General features: G+C 56.9%; 21 protein-coding genes. 14 read left to right on the top strand and 7 right to left on the bottom strand.

Annotated features, from left to right (window positions below):
• The first annotated feature begins 150 nt into the window (after nt 1–150).
• Genes EDF73_RS19970 through EDF73_RS19960 form a run of 3 tightly spaced genes read left to right on the top strand, consistent with a single transcriptional unit; the run spans nt 151 to nt 3318 of the window.
• Entirely contained in the window at nt 151–387 is a 237-nt protein-coding gene (locus tag EDF73_RS19970; RefSeq protein WP_132730792.1) for a DUF1656 domain-containing protein, read from the top strand.
• A gap of 10 nt (nt 388–397) precedes the next feature.
• Nucleotides 398–1294: an HlyD family secretion protein gene (locus tag EDF73_RS19965; RefSeq protein ID WP_132730791.1), complete on the top strand. Its 897-nt coding sequence runs from the start codon at nt 398–400 to the stop codon at nt 1292–1294.
• Entirely contained in the window at nt 1294–3318 is a 2025-nt protein-coding gene (locus EDF73_RS19960) for an FUSC family protein (RefSeq protein ID WP_132730790.1), read from the top strand. The genes EDF73_RS19965 and EDF73_RS19960 overlap by 1 nt, the downstream gene beginning before the upstream one ends.
• On the opposite strand, the gene sodC is transcribed toward EDF73_RS19960, so the two are convergent.
• From sodC to EDF73_RS19945, 3 genes are all read right to left on the bottom strand, one after another.
• Complete coding sequence (gene sodC, locus EDF73_RS19955) at nt 3311–3832, bottom strand: superoxide dismutase [Cu-Zn] SodC (protein WP_132730789.1); 522 nt, start codon at nt 3830–3832, stop codon at nt 3311–3313. The genes EDF73_RS19960 and sodC overlap by 8 nt on opposite strands.
• A 71-nt stretch (nt 3833–3903) precedes the next feature.
• Nucleotides 3904–4800 (bottom strand): aldo/keto reductase family oxidoreductase, encoded by an 897-nt coding sequence (locus tag EDF73_RS19950; protein WP_132730788.1) that lies wholly within the window; start codon nt 4798–4800, stop codon nt 3904–3906.
• A gap of 48 nt (nt 4801–4848) precedes the next feature.
• Entirely contained in the window at nt 4849–5088 is a 240-nt protein-coding gene (locus tag EDF73_RS19945) for a DUF1289 domain-containing protein (RefSeq protein WP_132730787.1), read from the bottom strand.
• Nucleotides 5089–5229: 141 nt separating this feature from the next.
• On the opposite strand from EDF73_RS19945, the gene EDF73_RS19940 reads away from it, so the two are divergent.
• The 8 genes from EDF73_RS19940 to rnt all read left to right on the top strand — a co-directional run bounded on the left by EDF73_RS19940 (nt 5230) and on the right by rnt (nt 13899).
• Nucleotides 5230–5829 (top strand): TetR/AcrR family transcriptional regulator, encoded by a 600-nt coding sequence (locus EDF73_RS19940; RefSeq protein ID WP_132730786.1) that lies wholly within the window; start codon nt 5230–5232, stop codon nt 5827–5829.
• 53 nt (nt 5830–5882) lie between these two features.
• Nucleotides 5883–6980, top strand: a complete 1098-nt coding sequence (locus EDF73_RS19935) for an alkene reductase (RefSeq protein WP_132730785.1) — start codon at nt 5883–5885, stop codon at nt 6978–6980.
• A 232-nt stretch (nt 6981–7212) separates the two neighbouring features.
• Nucleotides 7213–8079 (top strand): ChaN family lipoprotein, encoded by an 867-nt coding sequence (locus tag EDF73_RS19930; protein ID WP_132730784.1) that lies wholly within the window; start codon nt 7213–7215, stop codon nt 8077–8079.
• On the top strand, nt 8076–8867 hold the full coding sequence (locus EDF73_RS19925) for an energy transducer TonB (protein WP_243655241.1): 792 nt from the start codon (nt 8076–8078) through the stop codon (nt 8865–8867). The genes EDF73_RS19930 and EDF73_RS19925 overlap by 4 nt, the downstream gene beginning before the upstream one ends.
• A 226-nt stretch (nt 8868–9093) precedes the next feature.
• A complete protein-coding gene (locus EDF73_RS19920; protein ID WP_132730783.1) occupies nt 9094–11313 on the top strand; it encodes a TonB-dependent receptor in 2220 nt (739 codons plus the stop codon).
• A 40-nt stretch (nt 11314–11353) separates the two neighbouring features.
• Complete coding sequence (locus tag EDF73_RS19915; protein WP_132730782.1) at nt 11354–12529, top strand: TieB; 1176 nt, start codon at nt 11354–11356, stop codon at nt 12527–12529.
• A gap of 207 nt (nt 12530–12736) precedes the next feature.
• Nucleotides 12737–13144 carry a lactoylglutathione lyase gene (gene gloA / locus EDF73_RS19910; protein ID WP_132730781.1) on the top strand — a complete coding sequence of 136 codons (408 nt, stop codon included), beginning with the start codon at nt 12737–12739 and terminating at the stop codon, nt 13142–13144.
• Between the two features lie 107 nt (nt 13145–13251).
• Nucleotides 13252–13899, top strand: coding sequence for a ribonuclease T (gene rnt / locus EDF73_RS19905; RefSeq protein ID WP_132730780.1), 648 nt, complete (start codon nt 13252–13254; stop codon nt 13897–13899).
• A gap of 51 nt (nt 13900–13950) precedes the next feature.
• Here the strand turns inward: rnt and grxD are convergent, their stop codons facing one another.
• Nucleotides 13951–14298, bottom strand: a complete 348-nt coding sequence (grxD, locus tag EDF73_RS19900; protein ID WP_132730779.1) for a monothiol glutaredoxin 4 — start codon at nt 14296–14298, stop codon at nt 13951–13953.
• A 337-nt stretch (nt 14299–14635) separates the two neighbouring features.
• Here grxD and EDF73_RS19895 point away from each other — a divergent pair, with 337 nt between their 5' ends.
• Together EDF73_RS19895 and sodB are read left to right on the top strand one after the other, a co-directional pair.
• On the top strand, nt 14636–15523 hold the full coding sequence (locus tag EDF73_RS19895) for a C40 family peptidase (protein ID WP_132730778.1): 888 nt from the start codon (nt 14636–14638) through the stop codon (nt 15521–15523).
• 343 nt (nt 15524–15866) lie between these two features.
• Nucleotides 15867–16448: a superoxide dismutase [Fe] gene (sodB, locus tag EDF73_RS19890; RefSeq protein WP_132730777.1), complete on the top strand. Its 582-nt coding sequence runs from the start codon at nt 15867–15869 to the stop codon at nt 16446–16448.
• A gap of 41 nt (nt 16449–16489) precedes the next feature.
• On the opposite strand, the gene EDF73_RS19885 is transcribed toward sodB, so the two are convergent.
• Nucleotides 16490–17656, bottom strand: a complete 1167-nt coding sequence (locus EDF73_RS19885; RefSeq protein WP_132730776.1) for an MFS transporter — start codon at nt 17654–17656, stop codon at nt 16490–16492.
• A gap of 163 nt (nt 17657–17819) precedes the next feature.
• Nucleotides 17820–17909 (bottom strand): YnhF family membrane protein, encoded by a 90-nt coding sequence (locus tag EDF73_RS19880; RefSeq protein WP_004862736.1) that lies wholly within the window; start codon nt 17907–17909, stop codon nt 17820–17822.
• Nucleotides 17910–18204: 295 nt separating this feature from the next.
• On the opposite strand from EDF73_RS19880, the gene purR reads away from it, so the two are divergent.
• Complete coding sequence (purR, locus tag EDF73_RS19875) at nt 18205–19230, top strand: HTH-type transcriptional repressor PurR (protein ID WP_132730775.1); 1026 nt, start codon at nt 18205–18207, stop codon at nt 19228–19230.
• Nucleotides 19231–19248: 18 nt separating this feature from the next.
• Here the strand turns inward: purR and punR are convergent, their stop codons facing one another.
• The gene (punR, locus tag EDF73_RS19870; protein ID WP_132730774.1) at nt 19249–20160 is read right to left on the bottom strand and encodes a DNA-binding transcriptional activator PunR; all 912 of its coding nucleotides are present in this window, start codon (nt 20158–20160) and stop codon (nt 19249–19251) included.
• Between the last annotated feature and the right edge of the window lie 26 nt (nt 20161–20186).

Here is a 20186-nt window from a genome sequence, read left to right as displayed (position 1 = left end):
AGTTATTATACTGATTTTAGAATAGTGTGCAGCATTTAAATTACCAAAACAAATGAATTACCAGATTCACCAAAATCAAAACAATGATTTACAATGTGAATAGTCGCATAACATGAACATTCTCCCTGCAATGGCAAAGGATTTTTGCTTGTGAAACTGAGTCTTAACTCTAACGGATTGTCGCTCCAGGATCTGGTATTCGGCGCTTCTATCTACTTTCCCCCCTTATTTAAAGCCGTCCTGCTGGGATTTTTTATCTGGCTGATCATTCACCGTCAGCTCCGCGACTGGATGTATGCCGGCGATATCTGGCACCCCCTGCTGATGGACTTGTCCCTGTTTGCGCTTTCGGTTTGTCTGGCGCTGGTTTTACTGACTGCCTGGTAATGTTCACGACATGAAAAAACTCAAATACTTCTCGACCTTACTCGTCGCCGCTCTTGCCATCATTGCCGCCTGGCTGGTCTGGAATTACTACACGCAATCGCCCTGGACCCGCGACGGTAAGGTCCGCGCCGAACAGGTCAGCATTACGCCTCAGGTCTCCGGCAGCATCCGGCAGCTCAACGTCGGTGATAACCAGCTGGTCAAAGCCGGTGACGTGCTGTTCAGGATCGACGATACGCCCTACCGCCTCGCCGTCCTCAACGCCGAGGCGCAGCTCGCCAAAGCCACGGCTGAAATGGCGAAAGCCAAAGCGGAACAGATCAAAGCGGCCAATGACGCGCATCGCCGGCGTAACCTGTCACAGAACGCGATCTCCGTTGAAGATCTGGAAAATGCCAATACCGCCCTTAACACGGCGAACACCACCCTGGAAGCGGCCAAAGCGGTGGTCGGCGTGGCGCAGGCCAGCCTTGAGCACGCGCAGTGGCAGCTCGGGCAAACGGTCGTCAAATCACCGGTGGACGGCTGGGTCACGAACCTGTCAACCCGCGTCGGCGACTACGCCTCCGTCGGCCATCCGGTCTTTGCCCTCGTCGACAGCCATTCGTTTTATGTCATTGGCTACTTTGAAGAAACGAAGCTGCGCCACATTCACGCTGGCGATAGCGCGCAAATCGTCCTGTATAGCAGCAAACAAACGTTACAGGGTCACGTAAGCAGCATCGGCCGGGCCATTGTCGACCAAAGCGTTGAGGGCGGGAGCAGCCTGGTTGCCGATATTAAACCCAATATTCCCTGGGTACGCCTGGCCCAGCGCGTTCCGGTACGGATCGAATTTAAGGCGCTGCCGCAGGATACGACGCTGGTCTCGGGCACTACCTGTACCGTCTCGATTGGCGAACCCTGATGAAGCTTCAGGCCTTATCATGGCGGGCACTGCCGTGGGTTAAAGCCAGCCGTCCACAGTGGCGCTACGCCCTGCGTAACGGAATTGCGATGTGTCTGGCGCTGAGCATCGCCTACTGGCTGAATCTCGATGAGCCCTACTGGGCGATGACCTCAGCCGCCGTCGTCAGCTTCCCTACCGTCGGCGGCGTGATCAGCAAGAGTTTTGGCCGCATTGCCGGGAGCTTGCTCGGCGCCTGTGCCGCGCTGCTGCTCGCCGGGCATACGCTGAACGACCCGTGGTTGTTTTTATTCAGCATCTCAGCGTGGATTGCGCTCTGCACCTGGGCCTGCGCGATGTACACCAACAACGTCGCCTACGCCTTCCAGCTTGCCGGCTATACCTGCGCCATTATTGCCTTCCCGGTCATTAACATCACCGACGCAAACGAGCTATGGACCATTGCGCAGTCGCGCGTGTGCGAGGTGATCGTCGGTATCCTCTGCGGCGGGCTGATGATGATGATCATGCCCAGCACCTCAGACGGCGCGACGCTGCTGACGGCATTAAAAAATATGCATGCCCGCCTGCTTGAGCACGCCAGCCTGCTGTGGGTGCCGGAAACCACCGATGCGATTCGCAGCGCTCATGAAAGCGTGATCGGGCAAATTCTGACCATGAACCTGCTGCGTATTCAGGCCTTCTGGAGCCATTACCGCTTTCGCCGCCAGAATCCGCTGCTCAATTATTTACTCCACCAGCAGCTGCGCCTGACCAGCGTCATCTCGAGCCTGCGCCGGATGCTGATCAACTGGCCAGCGGCGCCGGCGCACACTCGTCAGGTGCTGGAAACGCTGCTCGTCGAACTGGCTAACCCACGCGCCGATTTTTACACCGTCGCCCGGATCGTCGCCCCGCTGGCTCCCCCGGCGGATGCCGACTATCGCCATCTCGCCTTCTGGAAGCGCCTGCGCTACTTTTGCCGCCTGTATCTCGACAGCAGTCGCTGGATCCGCCGCGTGGAAAACGCCTCGGCGATCGCCGAATTCAATGTCCCTTCCGCACCGGCGCTGGCCCGCTATACCGATCAGGCAGAGGCGCTGTGGAACGGCGTCAGAACGTTCTGCGCGCTGGTCGCCATCGGCGCCTGGGGGATCAGCAGCCAATGGGAGGCCTGCGCGGCCGCGCTGACCCTGGCCGCCATTTGCTGCGTGCTGTACTCCGTCTCGCCGTCGCCGTTCAAATCTCTGACCCTGCTGATGCGCACGCTGCTGCTGCTCTCGGTGTTCAGCTTCGTGGTGAAATTCGGCCTGATGGTGCAGATAACCGATCTATGGCAGTTCCTGCTGTTTCTTTTCCCTCTGCTGACCACCATGCAGCTACTTAAATTACAGATGCCGAAGCTGGCGGGTCTGTGGGGACAGCTGATCGTGTTTATGGGCTCGTTCATTTCGGTGACCAACCCGCCGGCGTACGACTTCGCCTCCTTTCTGAATGACAACCTGGGGAAAATTATTGGCGTGGGCTTTGCCTGGCTGGCCTTTGCGGTGATTAGCCCCGGTTCAGATGCGCGTAAAAGCCGTCGCCACATCAAAGCGTTACGGCGTCACTTTGTCGATCAGCTAAGTCGCCGCCCGCAGCACAGCGAGCATGAGTTTGAATCTCTGGTTTACCATCACATCAGTCAGTTGAGTAACAGCCAGGATGCCTTAGCGCGCCGCTGGCTGCTGCGCTGGGGCGTGGTGCTGCTAAACTGCTCACACGTGGTCTGGCAGCTGCGCGACTGGGAGACCCGCTCCGATCCCCTCTCACGCGTGCGTGATTTGTGTATCAGTTTGCTGCGGGACGTGATGAGCGAACGCGGGGTCCAGCAGCGTCCGCTGGCCTCTACGCTGCAGGAACTGCAGCGTATTTGCGACACGCTCAATCACCATCATCAACCGGCAGCAAAAGATCTGGCGGCGGTGATCTGGCGCTTATACTGCGCGTTGTCCCAGCTTGAGCAGGCGCCTGCCGCCGGGACCATAACGGAAAGAACTACTTAATCACGCCGCAGGCAAAACGTTCGCCGCCTCCGCCGAGGGGCTGCGGACTGTCAGACATATTGTCCCCACCCACGTGGACCATCAGCGCTTTCCCTTTGACCTCAGCCAGGGTTTTCAGCCGCGGCGCCACCACCGGCTGAGTGGCTTTACCGTCGCTGTCGACGACCAGTACCGGCAGATCGCCCAGATGGCCTGGCCCCTCAGGCCCGCCATGTTTCCCGGTCTGTTGCGGGTCGTAATGCCCGCCGGCAGCCCCGGCGGCGACGGCCTTACCGTCTTTTATCGCCGGCTGGCAGCTGCCGTTCGCGTGAATATGAAAACCGTGTTGACCCGGCGGCAGCGCTTTCAGATCGGGCGTGAACTCCAGCCCGCCGGCGGTTTCGCTGATTTTAACGCTGCCAACGGCCTGGCCCACGCTCTGGCTGGTCACCAGATTGAGATCGACGTTTTCGCTGGCCGCCAGTGCGCCTGCCGGGATCGCTAACGCGAGTATTGCGAGGATACATCGTTGCATAATACCTCCAGAATGGCTCTGTCCCTGATAAGTGTAAACCAGGGACGGCCATTGCGGAGGCTGAGCGGGGATTAAGGGACGTCGTAGCCGAGCGCGGCTTTACGGATGCGGAACCACTGCTGACGGGACATATTGAGTTTTTCCGCGACAACCGCGGAGCGAACGCGCTCAATTTTACCGGATCCGATAATCGGCAACGGCTGCGACGGCAGGCGCAGGATCCACGCATAAACCACCTGCTCAATGCTCTCGGCATTCAGCTCCTGGGCTACCTGCGCCAGCTCATCGCGCAGCGGCTGGAAGCTGTCGTCATTAAACAGACGGCCGCCGCCAAGGCAGGACCAGGCCATCGGGCGGATGCGCAGCTGCTGCAGCTGATCCAGGGTACCATCCAGCAGCAGCGGCTGATGCACCGGGGAAATTTCAACCTGGTTAGTCGCCAGCGTAAACGGCAGGCGGGATTGCAGCAGCGTAAACTGTGCTGGCGTAAAGTTTGAGACCCCGAAATGGCGCACCTTACCGCTGTGATGCAGCGCGAGGAAGGCTTCCGCCACCTCATCGGCATTCATCAACGGGTCCGGGCGGTGGATCAGCAGCAGATCGAGGCGATCGGTCGCCAGATTGCGCAAGGATTGCTCTGCGCTCAGCACGATATGATCGCGGTCGGTAATATAGTGACCAATGGTGTTTTCGGCGCGGGCTTTGGTCGCAATCCCGCATTTGCTGACGATTTCCATCCGGCTGCGCAGATGCGGCGCCAGCTTAAGCGCCTCGCCAAAGGCCGCTTCGCACTGATAGTCGCCGTAAATATCCGCATGATCAATGGTCGTAATGCCAAGATCCAGGTGCTGCTCGATAAAACTGACCAGCGCTTGCGCGGACATATTCCAGTCCATTAAACGCCAGTAGCCCATAACAAAACGTGAGAATTCCGGCCCCTGTGGAGCCATAGCAATACGCTGAACCATAACACCGTCCTCAACAAAAAAGTGTTCTGAGTATACGCACTTTTGCTATTAAAACAGTGAGGGTTGCTGCGGTTCTTCCGCAGGCGCCGGCTTATTTGCGCGTAATTTGCGCAATAGACGCTGGCGACACAGGCGCAGAACATCCTGCTTTTGTACATCGCTCATCGTTTGCCAGTTAAAACGCTCCTCACGGCTGCGAAAGCACCCGCGACAAAAACCGCGCTCATCTGACTGACAAATTCCCCGGCACGGACTTTGTACCGGGAAAAACTCCAGCTGCTCTGCCACCTCATGCCTCCCGTCACTTCTCTCTGTCTTTTATTGAAGACGTTTCATCCGCGGTACGCAACTTTTGTTGTTCAGCCTCTGGGCCAGGCGGTCGCTAATTTTCGCTTGCATTAGACCAATCGGTCTACTACAGTGAGCGCCATGAACAAACATAGCGAATGCGATACCCGCGAACATATCCTGGCCACCGGCGAACAGCTGTGCATGCACCGCGGTTTTACCGGTATGGGCCTGAGCGAACTGTTGAAAATAGCGGAAGTCCCGAAAGGCTCTTTCTACCACTACTTTCGCTCCAAGGAAGCTTACGGCGTCGCGCTGCTGGAATATCACTATACGGGCTACCTTCAGCGCCTGGCGCTACACTTTGCCCACGGTGAAGGCAACTATCGCGACCGCCTGCTGGCCTACTATCAGCACACGCTGACGCAGTTCTGCCAGCAGGGCATTATTAGCGGCTGCCTGACGGTGAAACTCTCGGCCGAAGTGTGCGATCTGTCGGAATCGATGCGTGCCGAAATGGATAAAGGCGCCAGCCAGATTATTACCCTGCTGGGCGCAGCGCTGGAAAAGGGCCGTCAGGAAGGCAGCCTGCGATTTCGCGGCGACGCGTTTACCCTCTCCCAGGTGCTCTATTCCCTGTGGCTGGGTGCCAATTTGCAGGCCAAGATTACCCGCAGCGCCACGCCGCTGGAAAGCGCCCTCGCGCATGCCAAAACGATTATTACGGCGCCTGAACTGTAACAGGCGTTTTTATTTAATGAATCACAAGACGACCGGTCTACTCAGGAGTCACTATGTCCGAAGCAAAACTGTTTACCCCGTTGAAAGTGGGCGCGATAACCGTGCCTAACCGTGTGTTTATGGCTCCGTTGACGCGTCTGCGCAGCATCGAACCGGGCGACATCCCCACCCCGCTGATGGCGGAGTACTACCGTCAACGTGCCAGCTCCGGGCTGATCATCTCCGAAGCGACGCAGATTTCCGCCCAGGCTAAAGGCTACGCCGGCGCCCCGGGTCTGCACAGCCCGGAACAGATCGCCGCATGGCAGAAAATTACCGCTGGCGTTCACGCAGAAGATGGCCGCATCGCCGTCCAGCTGTGGCATACCGGGCGGATCTCGCACAGCAGTCTGCAGCCTGGCGGCCAGGCCCCGGTGGCGCCGTCTGCTATCAGCGCCGGTACCCGCACCTCTCTGCGTGATGAAAACGGCCACGCCGTGCGCGCCGATACCTCAATGCCGCGCGCCCTGGAGCTGGATGAAATCCCGGGTATCGTCGATGATTTCCGCCAGGCGGTAGGTAACGCGCGTGATGCCGGTTTCGACCTCGTGGAGCTGCACTCCGCGCACGGCTATCTCCTGCATCAGTTCCTCTCCCCGACGTCTAACCATCGTACCGACCAGTACGGCGGCAGCGTGGAAAATCGTGCGCGCCTGGTGCTGGAAGTGGTGGATGCGGTCAGCAAAGAGTGGAGCGCCGATCGCATCGGTATCCGCGTCTCGCCAATCGGCAGCTTCCAGAATGTCGATAACGGTCCGAATGAGGAGGCCGATGCGCTGTATCTGATTGAAGAGCTGGCGAAACGAGGTATTGCCTATCTGCACATGTCCGAGCCGGACTGGGCGGGCGGCCAGCCGTACAGTGAGGCGTTCCGTCAGAAAGTCCGGGCGCGTTTCCCTGGCGCCATTATCGGTGCTGGTGCATACACGGTTGAAAAAGCCAACGACCTGATTAACAAAGGGTTAATCGACGCAGTGGCCTTTGGTCGTGACTTTATCGCCAACCCTGACCTGGTGGCCCGCCTGCAGCATAAAGCCGCGCTGAACCCGCAGCGTCCGGAGAGTTTCTACGGCGGCGGCGCGGAAGGCTATACCGACTACCCGACCTTGTAATTCTTTTGTTGTTAGCGGCGGGGCTCCGCCGCTATCCTCGCTCCTCTTCGGCTTCCCCCGCCCGGCATTGCGCAAGCCGCGTACGCTTTTTTCACTGCAGTTGCGCAAATCCACCTGCCTGATTATCACCATAAATGAGAATGATCTTGATAATCATTATCATTACCACATATAATCCAGCCGCACTTTTTAGCATAAAAAACTACAGCTAAAGAAATACAAACGGATATTTATGTTTAATACGGAATATTTTTTCAAATCTCTGCTTATCAGCAGCGTTTTTGCTCTGTCTGGCTGCCAGAACGCTGCCACGCCCACTTCCGCCGCTACGGCCGCTGCTGGCGTGGAATGCGCCTGTATCCTGGATGCCCACACCGGTAAAACGCTGACATCAGCACAGCTGCTTACCCGCCTCGACAGCGCGCCGCTGGTCATCGTCGGTGAAGAGCACACCAACGTGCGCCATCACGCCATTGAACAGTGGCTGCTGCAAAACCTGCCCCTCTCCCGCCGCCAGGGCAGCGTGCTGATGGAAATGATCGATAGCGGCCAGCAGGATGCGGTCACTCAGGTTAAACAGGCCGCGGCGTCGGGCTCCCCGGTCAGCGCGACCCGCGCCGCCGCAGCGATGCGCTGGAACAGCGGCTGGCCATGGGACCTGTACCGTGACGTGGTGATGACGGCGCTGAAAGGCCCGTATCCGCTGCTTGCCGCGAATATCAGCCGCCAGCAGGTCGGCGAGCTTTATAAAAACCCAACCTTTCCCCCCGGAGAACGCACTTCTCGTCCGCAGGTCCGGCAATCCCTGGCGGCCATTATCTATCTGATGCACGATGGCCAAATCAACGATCAACAGGTCAATGCCATGGTGGCGATTCAACAGCATCGCGACCGCTTTATGGCCGAGCAACTCTCCCGCGCGCCGCGCCCGGCCCTGCTGATCGCCGGCGGTTACCACGCGGCGAAAGACGTTGGCGTACCGCTGCATCTGGCCGATTTACAGGCGCCGGAGCCGGTGGTGGTGATGCTGACTACCACCGCGACCACGCTGACGGCAAAACAGGCTGACTACATCTGGTCAGTTGCGGCGACAAAATGAACGGCAATACGATCGCCCCCTTCACCCCGCCTCGTTCACCGTGGCTCGGAGGTTCCGCCGCCAGCGTGCTGTTCCACGCTGCGCTGATCTTGCCATTCATCATCCATTTTTCACTCCGGCCAGCCGAATCACCGCCTGCCGCCGTGATGATGGAATACGCCGCGGAACTGGAAGTCTCATTCATCAGACCCGAACTGTCGCCAGGCGTCAGTCAACAGCGCAAAGTCGAGCAGATGACGGAGCAGGAGACCGCACATGACAAGGCGCTGCCGAAGCTCCTTGCCCATCCCGACGCTGAACTCAAGCTGGCCGCGTCCAGGCCGGAACGACAGAATAAAAAAGCCGCCGAGCTACGGAAAAAATCCCATCGCGAACAGCGGGCAGAGCCTGGCAATGCGACGACCACCAGCATGGCCGCGCCGCCGGTGCAGCCGGCGCTCACCCAGCGTAATGCCGCGCCGCTGGATACCGATGCTTCGCGCATCAGCGAGAGCAAAATAAGCTGGCAGTCGTTGGTGAAGGGCAAGATCAACAAAATGCGTAATTATCCTGATGACGCGCGCCGCCGTCAGCGCAGCGGAACGGCGAAAATCACCTTCAGGGTAAATGAACGCGGCGAGTTACTTAGCTCACAGCTGGTCGTCTCGTCGGGTACCCTTTCTCTGGACAGAGCGGCGTTAACCGCCCTGCAAAATGCGCGGCCGCTCCCGCCGCCGCCAAAAGAAATATTAAAAAACGGCATTCATCAGGTCACGCTACCGATAGAATTTGACCTGTTAAACCGATAGCCAAGGTCCCATTTTTATTCGGTAAATATTTAACGGTTCATCCTTAATATAATTTTTAACCGTCACTAAATTTATTTTTTAAAAGACAGAAGCTGACCGCGCTATGACGCCAGGTCCGCCGTCGCATTTTTTATTATGCGCGATTTAGCACCGACCGGAACTCTCAGGCCGGCGGATAAATACGCTCATTTTGTGCGTTTAAAAAAATACCTAACAGGAATTGATTATGGAAAAATCACAAATAGTCAGAGGACTCATGACCGGGCTGCTTATTATGCACGGCCATGCTTTTGCCGCGGAAAATGAGGGGGAATCGGTTTTTTCGCCGCTCACCATTACCGACAACCCGCTGGCAGATAACAACCCGGTCGGCTCCTCTGAAGAGAGCTATACCCGCCCCGGGGCCTATAGCTCGCGTACGCTAAATAAGAATTTGCAGAGTCTGGATGCGTCGCTGCGCAGCATGGCGGGCACCTACACGCAAATCGACCCCTTGCAGGGTGCGATCAGCGTGAACATTCGCGGCATGAACGGACTGGGGCGGGTCAATACCATGGTGGACGGGGTTACGCAGACCTACTTCGGTATGGCGCCGGCAAACTACCACGGCGGGGCCAACACCGCGGCGGGCGTACCGCTCGACCCGAACTTTCTCGCCGGGGTCGATGTGGCGCGCGGCAGCAGCGCAGGCGCGCAAGGGGTCAACGCGCTGGCGGGGAGCGCCAATATGCGCACCATTGGTATTGATGATGTGCTGAAGGAAGGACGCCAGACGGGCCTGCTCTCGCGCTTCTCGGTGGGCGATAACGGTCTTGGACGCACCGGCATGGTGGCGGTGGCCGGTAAGACCGGGAGTTTTGCCAACGGCGGCGGCCTTGGGGCGCTGGTGGGCATCAGCGGTTCACGAACCTATGCGACCTATAAAAATGGCGGCGGGCGCAGCAGCGAAGACTTTATTGCTGAAGATAATAAATATCTGCGCCAGGAACCACGCTCTCAGCTGTATAAAGTGAACTTCAATGCCGACCAGTTTAATAAACTCGAACTCTCCGGCAGAAATTACCGCAACGCATTTACCCGCCGCGACATTACCAGCGATGATTATTACCTGCGTTATCACTACGCCCCGCTGGATGAACGAGTGGAAATTAACCTGCTGGCCAGCACCAGCCGGGGCAATCAGGCCTATAAGCCGGGATCGCTGTATAATTTCAACAACTCCTCGCTCACCAATAAATCTAACGCCTTCGACATCAGTAATACCAGCCGATTTAAAATCACCGACGACCTGTATTCGGTTTTCCAGCTCGGAGGGAAATGGATGGATACCCGCTATACCCGCCGCTTTATTCAGAATACCCGGACTGACAGCAACGCTTTTGCACCGGCCGGGAAACAGCAGATCTCCGCCCTATATTCCACCCTGACGCTAAGCCAGGATATTTATACGTTAGATCTCACTCTCAATTACACCCGCAGCCTGGTTGAAGGTTTCAAACCCGCCTGCGCAGACAATGAGAAGTGTTTCCCCCAGGGTGAGAGCACCCTGCACCTCGATGACCGCGCCGTTAACCCTTCGGCAACCTTCTCCGCGCAGGTAACGCCGTGGCTGCAGCCATTCATCAGTTGGAGCCGCTCTTCGCGCGCGCCTAACGTCCAGGAGGTGTTTTTCGCTAACGAAGGCGGCGCCTCAATGAACCCGTTCCTCAAGCCTGAAAAGGCGCAAACCTGGGAAGCGGGATTTAACATCAATCAGCAGGGGCTGCTGTTCGCCCAGGACAGCCTCCACTTAAAAGCGCTGACCTACCGCTCCCGCATCAAGAATTACATCACCAGCGAATCCTTTTTCCTCTGCAGCAGCGGCCGGCTCTGTCAGGATATCGACGATGTCTCAGAAAGCTTCAACGCTAACATCTATATCAACACCCCTTCGCCGGTCACCAGCAAAGGCTACGAAATTGAGGCCGGATACGATCTTGGATTCGCCTACGCAAACCTCTCCTGGAGCAAACAGCAGACCGATCAGCCCACCTCGATCGCCAGCACGGTTTACAGCTTTGCCTACAGCGATCTGAGCGACCTGCCCTCGAGCTACGCCACCCTGGATATCGGCGGGCGTCTTTTCGACCGCAAGCTCACCGCCGGCAGCCTGGTGAAATTCACCGGCAAAACGAAACGTCTGAGTACCGGGGGGATCAACAACGACACCAACACCGTCCCGAAAGAGAGCATGCCCAATATCCCAACCATCGTCGACCTCTACAGTAGCTGGCAGATGACCGACAACATACTGCTGCGTTTAAGCGTCCAGAACGTCACCAATCGTGATTACGCCGAAGCGCTCAACCGGATGAACCAAAGCCTCGATAATGCCAAAGAAGGCACCTCGATAAACACCACCGCGCGGGGCCGGACCTGGGTCTTCGGCGGCGAGGTTCAGTTCTGAATCAGCCGTTTAACACATTATTCCAATCAGGAGCATAACAATGAAGCGCTTCAATGTTGCTAAACCCCTGGCCGGCCTCTTGCTCGCCGCCCTGTTCCCGACCGTGACCTTCGCCATCGATCCGCCGCAGCGTGAAGCTTCACGCTTCGCGCTGAAAACAAACTATCTGCAGGATGCCGATGAGGGGATCTATGAACTGGCCTTCGATAATACCCAGCAGAAGGTCTTCGCCGCCGTCACCGACCGGGTCAACCGCGCCGCGAACAGGGGCTATCTCTATACGTTTAATCCCGACTCGCTGCATATCGATAGCCGCCACCCGATGCCCTATCGCGCGTTTTCGCTGGCGATGAATCAGCAGCAGCACCGGCTTTACGTCGGGCACACCCAATCGGCTTCATTGCGGATCAGCCAGCTCGATACCCTCACCGACAAACTCATCAACACCAGCGAGAAATTAAGCTTTCATACCGCTGATGCGGCTGATTCCCGCTTCGAGCACCTGCGCCATATGGTCTACAGTCATGACGCCAATATGCTGTTCGTCAGCTACAGCAATATGCTGAGGACGCCGCAGGGCATGAAACCGCTGCATAAACTGCTGATGCTGGACGGCACGACGCTGGCCCTCAGGGGCGAGGTGAAAGATGCCTACAAAGGGACGGCATACGGCCTGACGCTGGATGAAAAAACGCAGAAAATCTACGTCGGCGGCCAGGATTACGTCAACGAGATCGATGCGAAAACGCACCGTCTGCTGCGCACCATCCCCCTGAACGCGCCGCAACCCCGGCTCGCCAGCGCGCAAAATTTAGCCGTAGACCCGGCTTCCGGCAGGATTTTTGTCGTGGCCTTCGACCATGACGACCGCAGCGGGCCGCATGACGGGCTGTATATATTTGATCTCCGCGATGGTAAGCAGCTCGGCTACGTCCACACCGGCGTCGGGGCCAACGCGGTGCGCTTTAACCCAAAATATAACGAACTGTATGTGACCAACTTCACCAGCGGCACCCTCAGCGTCGTCGATGCCGGGACCTATACCGTCAGCCGCGAATTCCGTGTGCCGGTTTATCCAAACCAGATGGTGCTGTCAGCGGATATGGACACCCTCTACGTCGGTATCAAAGAGGGATTCAATCGTGACTGGGATCCGGATGTGTTTGTTGCAGGGGCGAAAGAGCGCATTCTGCGCATTGACTTAAAAAAATCGTAATCTGTCGGGATGACGAGCGGCGACACCCGCTGACGGCAGCGATTTGCGGCGAGGTGCCGGGCAAGATCGTCAGGGCCGCCTGAAAAGACGGCCTTTTTAGGTTATAGTGCTGCGGTACGGGAAACGCCTTGCCCGTTTCCCGTACTATTCTGACTATTTGCACTGACGGCCTCCGATCGGTGGCTGTACAAAAGGAGTATAAAAAATATGCGCTTACTTCACACCATGCTGCGCGTTGGCGACCTGCAACGTTCCATCGAGTTTTACACTAACGTGCTGGGCATGAAGCTGCTGCGTACCAGCGAAAACACCGAATACAAATACTCGCTGGCCTTCGTAGGTTACGGCGAAGAGAGCGATACCGCCGTTATCGAACTGACCTACAACTGGGGCGTGGATCAATACGATCTCGGTAGCGCATACGGCCATATCGCACTGAGCGTGGATAATGCAGCTGAAGCCTGCGAGCGTATTCGCCAGAACGGCGGCAACGTCACCCGTGAAGCGGGCCCGGTTAAGGGCGGCACCACGGTTATCGCTTTCGTTGAAGATCCGGACGGTTACAAAATCGAACTGATTGAAGAGAAAGACGCCGGTAAAGGTCTCGGCCACTAACCGGCTGCGGGCGTCGGTTGGCGCCCGCTGTTTTCGCCCCTTCCTGCTGCAAGGCGCGGCAAAATTTGCCATAATGCGCGCTACTTTTTTCCAGTTAAGAGAATCAGATGTCCGAGAACGTTCAACTTAATGGTCTGTGCGACCGTTTTCGCGGTTTTTACCCCGTGGTGATTGATGTCGAAACCGCCGGGTTTAATGCCAAAACCGACGCCCTGCTTGAGATAGCCGCCATTACGTTGAAAATGGATGAGCAAGGCTGGTTGATGCCGGACGAGACATTGCATTTTCATGTTGAACCTTTCGAAGGTGCCAATCTGCAGCCTGAAGCGCTGGCATTCAACGGCATCAATCCGCACGACCCTGAGCGCGGCGCGGTGAGCGAATACGACGCCCTGCACGCCATTTTTAAACGAGTCCGCAAGGGGATTAAGGACCACAATTGCAATCGCGCCATTATGGTCGCTCACAATGCTACCTTCGATCTCACCTTTACGATGGCCGCGGCCGAACGTGCGGGTCTGAAACGTAATCCGTTCCACCCTTTCGTGACCTTTGACACCGCGGCGCTTAGCGGGCTGGCGCTCGGTCAGACCGTGCTGTCCAAAGCCTGCCTGGCGGCCGGCATGGCGTTTGATGGCACCCAGGCACACTCCGCATTGTACGATACCGAACAGACGGCTCAGCTGTTTTGCGAGATAGTGAATCGCTGGAAACGTCTTGGCGGCTGGCCATTGCCGCTGGCGACAGAGGAATAAGAGATAAAAAAAGCGACTTCACCGGAAGTCGCTTTTTTACAGACAGCAGAATTACTCCGCTTTCGGCTCGTCAGTCTTGTGCTTAGCGGCCGTTTCTTTGATCAGCTGCTGCAGCTCGCCGCGCTGATACATTTCAATCACGATGTCGCAACCGCCAACCAGCTCACCATCTACCCACAGCTGCGGGAAGGTCGGCCAGTTCGCATATTTCGGCAGTTCCGCGCGGATATCCGGGTTCTGCAGGATGTCAACGTAGGCAAAACGCTCGCCGCAAGCGGACAGGGCCTGTACGGCCTGGGCGGAAAAACCGCAGCTTGGCAGTTTCGGAGACCCTTTCATGTACAGCAGGATCGGGTTTTCAGCGATTTGACGTTGGATTTTTTCTACAGTCGTGCTCATTGTCATGCTTCCTTAACTTCTATACGGCAGTAATTTGTCATTGTAGCGTCCTGAACGCAGGACAGATAATAACATTTTTTTCACTCGTTATATTTTATCTTCTGTGCCCAGAAGTTGCCTTATAAATATCACTTTGTGGCGCGAAAAGCGTTATCGCTGTACATTTCGCGTACAAGGTGCTTAATGTCTGAGATAATTTTTTGCAATTGTTAATCAAACGACACTTTAGATACAAAAGAGTATTAACTTTCCGGGTTTTTATGCTTTAGAATCGTTGGGTTTTGTCATTCACCGTCAGGTATGGCCACATATCTGTCATTAATCAGGGGATTGCTCAGTGGCGCAGCTAAACAAAATCGCGATATCGCTCTGTGCATTACTGTTTGCATCTATCTTATTTACACCACTGGCGCATGCTTCAGGGCATACGCACACCTCCGCTACGCCAAAAGGACATCAGGCGAAAGGCACCACCGAACGTAAAAAGAAAGCCAGCGGTCAGAAAACAAAATCCACAGCCAAAACCTCAAGTAAACAAGCCACTACGGCCTCCCGCACCCGACACCCCACCCGCACGACCGCATCCAGCCAAACGGCGCTGAACCGTCAGGCCGCCGGCGGTACGAAAAAATGCGTCCTGCGTAAAGGCTATAAAAAGCAGTGTGCGAAGCCGCTCAAATCGGGCGCCGAGTCGGCCCAGGTGATGGCCAGCGTCCAGACGCAGTGCGTGGCGCGTAAAGGATACAAAAAGCGCTGTAAAACCGTTACCGTGACCGAAGAACAGCCGCTGACGCTGGCGGATGCGCATAAGGCCCGCGTGCAAAAAGCGCAGAGCACGGCGATGTCGAAGCTGATGGATCAGATTGGCAAACCGTATCGCTGGGGCGGAACCTCGCCGCGAACCGGCTTCGATTGCAGCGGCCTGGTGTACTACGCCTATAAAGATCTGGTGAAAATTCGCATCCCGCGCACGGCTAATGAAATGTATCACCTGCGCGATGCCCGCCCGGTGGATCGCGGCGAACTGCAAAGCGGCGATCTCGTCTTCTTTCGCACCCGTGGCCGCGGCACCGCTGACCACGTTGGCGTCTACGTCGGCAACGGCAAATTTATTCAGTCGCCGCGCACCGGTCGCGATATTCAGATAACCTCGTTAAGCGAAGATTACTGGGTTCGCCACTATGTCGGCGCCCGCCGCGTGATGACGCCGAAAACCATTCGCTAAGCCTCTCCTGCCGCGCCTGCGGCAGGCTATCTGGCGCGAACCCGCCGCCGGCAAAACAGACCGCTCCTGAAAAAAAAAGCTATATTTCACCGCCGTTAAGCGATGTACGCGCCGCAGATGCCCTTCCTTCCAGCGCGACCTGCCTCTGGTTTCCTCCGTCTGACCTGTTCAATATAACCTTTATCGGAGTAAGGCTTTTCACTACCATCGGCAAGTGTTAGCATCCTTGTCACAATAAAAAGCTGTCGCACTCGCCGCGGCGAAGCGCAGTACACGCTGTATCCGGATGGTCATACATCCTTTAAATGTGAGAAGAAAACAAGAAGTTATAAGGAGAGTAACAATGTCGTTCGAATTACCTGCATTACCATATGCAAAAGACGCCCTCGCGCCGCACATTTCCGCCGAAACCCTGGAATACCACTATGGTAAACATCACCAGGCCTATGTCACTAACCTCAATAACCTGATCACAGGCACCGCGTTTGAAGGCCAATCTTTAGAACAGATCGTGCGTACTTCAGAAGGTGGCGTCTTTAACAACGCCGCTCAGGTCTGGAACCACACGTTTTACTGGAACTGCCTGGCGCCGAATGCCGGCGGTGAGCCGGAAGGTGAACTGGCGGCAGCCATTGCCAAATCTTTCGGCAGCTTTGCCGATTTCAAAGCGCAATTTAGCGATGCGGCAGCGAAGAACTTTGGCGCCGGCTGGACATGGCTGGTAAAAAATGCCGATGGCAGCCTGAGTATTGTCTCCACCAGCAATGCGGGCACGCCGCTGACCGGCGAGGCTACGCCGCTGCTGACCGTGGATGTCTGGGAACACGCTTATTACATCGACTACCGTAACGCCCGCCCTGAGTATCTGGCGCACTTCTGGGCGCTGGTAAACTGGACGTTTGTGGCGGCCAATCTGGCGGCATAAATCGCCTACGCAGAAGGGTTGCCCCTTCTGCGTATCCCCGGTTACTGCCCGGCAAACGCCTCTTCAGGCTGCGAGCGGCCGCCGAACAGCACCAGCAGCAGCGCCACGCCGGCAATAATCGCCCCCATCACCGGGACAAAGGCATAGCCCAGCCCACCGGAAATCACCGCCCCACCGGCAGCCGCACCCAGCGCATTGCCGAGGTTAAACGCCCCGATATTCACCGAAGAAGAGAGCCCCGGCGCTTCATGAGCGACGCGCATCACGCGCATTTGCAGCGGCGGTACAACGGCAAAGGTCGCCGCTCCCCACACCACCATGCTAATCGCCGCCCCCACCTGGGTTTGCGCCAGCAGCGGAATCGCCAGCATGATAACCATCAGCAGCAGCAGAAAGCCTTTCAGCGTGCCGGAAACGGAACGGTCGGCAAACTTACCGCCCAGGTAGTTGCCCAGCGAGAAGCCGACGCCAATCAGCACCAGCATCGCGGTGACGAACAGCGGCGACGCATGCGTAATGGTATGCAGCACCGGCGAAATATAGGTATAGAGGGTAAACATGGCCCCGGCCCCCAGCACCGTGGTCAGCAGCGCGGAAAGCACCTGCGGACGCATCAGCACGGTGAGCTCCTGTTTAACATTCGGCCGCTCGCCGGCGCTGCCTTTTGGCAGAGAGAACCACAGGCTGGCCATCGCCACCAGACCGAGGCCCGCGGTAGCGAGAAACGACATCCGCCAGCCGATGGTTTCACCCAGCCAGGTTGCCGCCGGAACGCCGCCAATATTGGCGATGGTCAACCCCATAAACATCGTCGCCACCGCGCTGGCCTGCTTGTGTTTTGGCACTACGCTCGCCGCAACCACCGACCCCAGGCCAAAGAAAGCGCCGTGATTAAGGCTGGTGATAATGCGCGAGATCAGCAAGGTCGTGTAATCCGGCGCCATTGAGGAGAGGACGTTGCCGAGAGTAAAGATCGCCATCAGGAAAATCAGCGCATTTCTGCGCGCGCGATGGGAGAGCAGTAAGGTCATCAGCGGCGCGCCGACCATCACGCCAATCGCATACGCGCTGATCAGCATTCCCGCAGCCGGAATAGAGACGTCGACACCTTTGGCAATGACCGGCAGCAGCCCCATCGGGGAAAACTCCGTCGTACCAATACCAAACGCGCCGATCGCCAGCGCTAACAGGGGAAAGTTGATTTTCATTCAATGACTCCAGCAGACCGTCCTCAGCGACGGCATCTCATCAGAAGTCAAAAGCATGACATCAATCACAGAAAAACAAAAGTAAACGGAATGGCAAAAGATTTTTGCAAAATTGATAATAATGGCGGGACGTTGGGGGAAAGAGCGCTCTCCCCCGGCAAAATCAGTGCAGTACCGCCGTCAGCCCGGCGGCAACAATGAGACCCAGAACAATAATCGTTGTGGTCAGCGAAAACTTCAAATCTGTATCCATCAATTTTTCCCCCTGTTATCCCCACATGAAAAGTGAGCTTGCTCATTTTTGCACAATATAGCGTAAAAATCTTCTGAGATTTAGGGTGATGCACATTTTTGCTCTTCCCCTTTGCCGCAAGATCGGACAAAATCCCACGCTAATTTGAAAGCGTATCGGCCATTGACCCCTTCCTGTCGTTCTGTGTCGTTTTCCCGACGTGATGCAATGTTGAACATTGTACTCAGGGTGTGTATAGGCAAACGTTTACGTACCGATAATCAGACGATCAGGTCAAGGTCTGGAGTGAGAAGTAATGGCAACAATTAAAGATGTAGCGAAGCGCGCAAACGTTTCCACTACAACAGTTTCACATGTGATTAACAAAACCCGCTTCGTTGCTGAAGAAACCCGCAACGCGGTCTGGGCGGCGATCAAAGAGCTGCACTACTCCCCCAGTGCGGTTGCGCGCAGTCTGAAGGTTAATCACACCAAATCTATCGGCCTGCTGGCCACCAGCAGCGAAGCGGCCTATTTCGCTGAGATTATCGAAGCCGTAGAGAAAAGCTGCTTCCAGAAAGGCTATACCCTGATTCTGGGCAATGCGTGGAACGATCTTGAAAAGCAGCAGGCCTACCTGTCGATGATGGCGCAAAAGCGCGTCGACGGCCTGCTGGTGATGTGCTCGGAATACCCGGAATCGGTATTGAGCATGCTGGAAGAGTACCGCCACATTCCGATGGTGGTGATGGACTGGGGTGAAGCGAAGGCCGACTTTACCGATTCGGTCATCGATAACGCCTTCGAGGGCGGCTATATGGCTGGCCGCTACCTGGTCGAACGCGGCCACCGTGAAATTGGCGTGATCCCCGGCCCGCTGGAGCGTAATACCGGTGCCGGACGGCTGGCCGGCTTTATGCAAGCCATGAAAGAAGCGCAGATTTCCGTTCCGGAAAGCTGGATTGTTCAGGGAGATTTCGAACCGGAATCCGGCTACCGGGCGATGCAGCAGATCCTCAGCCAGCAGCACCGTCCGACGGCGGTATTCTGCGGCGGCGACATCATGGCGATGGGCGCCATCTGCGCGGCGGACGAAATGGGCCTGCGCGTGCCGCAGGATATTTCGCTGATCGGGTATGATAACGTGCGCAACGCCCGCTATTTCAGCCCGGCATTGACCACCATTCATCAGCCGAAAGATTCTCTCGGCGAAGCCGCCTTCAACATGCTGATGGATCGTATCGTCAACAAGCGCGAAGAGTCGCAGTCGATCGAGGTTCACCCGCGTCTGGTGGAACGCCGCTCGGTCGTTGACGGCCCGTTCGTCGACTACCGCCGCTAACCTTCCCCACGGCGCCGGTTACTCCGGCGCCCGCAGCCACTCGCGGTTCAACGTTTCACTGTCGCCCAGATAATCCAGCAGCCACGCGAGCGCCGGCGAAGTATCGCTTTGCTGCCAGGTCAGGCAGCACGCCGCGTCCGGGAACGGATTTTCCAGCGCCAGCGCGGTCCATTCGCCGCGGTCGATCCACGGACGGGCAAAGTGCGTCGGCACCATCCCGACGCAGAGTCCCGCCGACAGGCAGGTCGCCGACGATTCCCAGTCGGGTACCACCACCCTTTTCTGATTGTCCAGTAGCCAGGTTGTGCGTTTCGGCAACGAGCGGGAGGTATCTTCCCTCACCAGCGACGGCCAGTTGCGCAACATATCATCGCTCAACGGGCCCGTCATCTGCGCCAGCGGATGATGGCTCGCCACCACGCAGTGCCAGCTTAGCATCCCCATATCGCGAAAGGCGTAGCGCCCGCCCACCGGAATCGAGCGGGTCGCACCAATCGCCAGTTCCACGCGTCCGTCGGCCAGCGCGTCCCAGACGCCGTTAAACACCTCCTGAAAAACAATCAGTTCGACATCGGGAAAGTGGCGATAAAAATCGACGATCATCTGCCGCATACGCGCCGGTTTAACAATGTCATCGACGGCGATCGACAGCTGCCCGCGCCAGCCGTTGGCAATCTGCTGACACTGCCGGCGGGTGATCTGCATTTTTTTGATAACAGAACGCCCTTCCTGTAAAAACCAGATCCCGGCCGGGGTGAGTTCAACATCGCGATGGCGACGTTCGAAAAGGGGGACCTTCAGCCACTCTTCGAGCTGGCGTACGGTGTAGCTGACTGCTGAAGGTACGCGATGCAGCTCCTGCGCCGCTGCGCTAAAGCTACCGTTGCGGGCAACAGCATCAACGACTTCGAGTGAGTATTCGGACCACATATTCTGCCTGCAAAATTTTTGAATGC

It is taken from the genome of Klebsiella sp. BIGb0138, assembly GCF_004342285.1.
Lineage (GTDB): Bacteria > Pseudomonadota > Gammaproteobacteria > Enterobacterales > Enterobacteriaceae > Klebsiella.
Note: the sequence above shows the minus strand (reverse complement) of the source record. Positions and strands in the feature narration are given on the sequence as shown.

Coding starts and splice junctions, on each gene's coding strand:
- EDF73_RS19950 (WP_132730788.1), bottom strand. CDS start 4,800: ATGGTTCAGCGTATTGCTATGGCTCCACAGGGGCCGGAATTCTCACGT.
- rnt (WP_132730780.1), top strand. CDS start 13,252: ATGTCCGAGAACGTTCAACTTAATGGTCTGTGCGACCGTTTTCGCGGT.
- sodC (WP_132730789.1), bottom strand. CDS start 3,832: ATGCAACGATGTATCCTCGCAATACTCGCGTTAGCGATCCCGGCAGGC.
- EDF73_RS19965 (WP_132730791.1), top strand. CDS start 398: ATGAAAAAACTCAAATACTTCTCGACCTTACTCGTCGCCGCTCTTGCC.
- EDF73_RS19915 (WP_132730782.1), top strand. CDS start 11,354: ATGAAGCGCTTCAATGTTGCTAAACCCCTGGCCGGCCTCTTGCTCGCC.
- EDF73_RS19885 (WP_132730776.1), bottom strand. CDS start 17,656: ATGAAAATCAACTTTCCCCTGTTAGCGCTGGCGATCGGCGCGTTTGGT.
- grxD (WP_132730779.1), bottom strand. CDS start 14,298: ATGAGCACGACTGTAGAAAAAATCCAACGTCAAATCGCTGAAAACCCG.
- EDF73_RS19925 (WP_243655241.1), top strand. CDS start 8,076: ATGAACGGCAATACGATCGCCCCCTTCACCCCGCCTCGTTCACCGTGG.
- EDF73_RS19880 (WP_004862736.1), bottom strand. CDS start 17,909: ATGGATACAGATTTGAAGTTTTCGCTGACCACAACGATTATTGTTCTG.
- EDF73_RS19930 (WP_132730784.1), top strand. CDS start 7,213: ATGTTTAATACGGAATATTTTTTCAAATCTCTGCTTATCAGCAGCGTT.
- EDF73_RS19935 (WP_132730785.1), top strand. CDS start 5,883: ATGTCCGAAGCAAAACTGTTTACCCCGTTGAAAGTGGGCGCGATAACC.
- EDF73_RS19920 (WP_132730783.1), top strand. CDS start 9,094: ATGGAAAAATCACAAATAGTCAGAGGACTCATGACCGGGCTGCTTATT.
- EDF73_RS19940 (WP_132730786.1), top strand. CDS start 5,230: ATGAACAAACATAGCGAATGCGATACCCGCGAACATATCCTGGCCACC.
- punR (WP_132730774.1), bottom strand. CDS start 20,160: ATGTGGTCCGAATACTCACTCGAAGTCGTTGATGCTGTTGCCCGCAAC.
- EDF73_RS19960 (WP_132730790.1), top strand. CDS start 1,294: ATGAAGCTTCAGGCCTTATCATGGCGGGCACTGCCGTGGGTTAAAGCC.
- gloA (WP_132730781.1), top strand. CDS start 12,737: ATGCGCTTACTTCACACCATGCTGCGCGTTGGCGACCTGCAACGTTCC.
- purR (WP_132730775.1), top strand. CDS start 18,205: ATGGCAACAATTAAAGATGTAGCGAAGCGCGCAAACGTTTCCACTACA.
- sodB (WP_132730777.1), top strand. CDS start 15,867: ATGTCGTTCGAATTACCTGCATTACCATATGCAAAAGACGCCCTCGCG.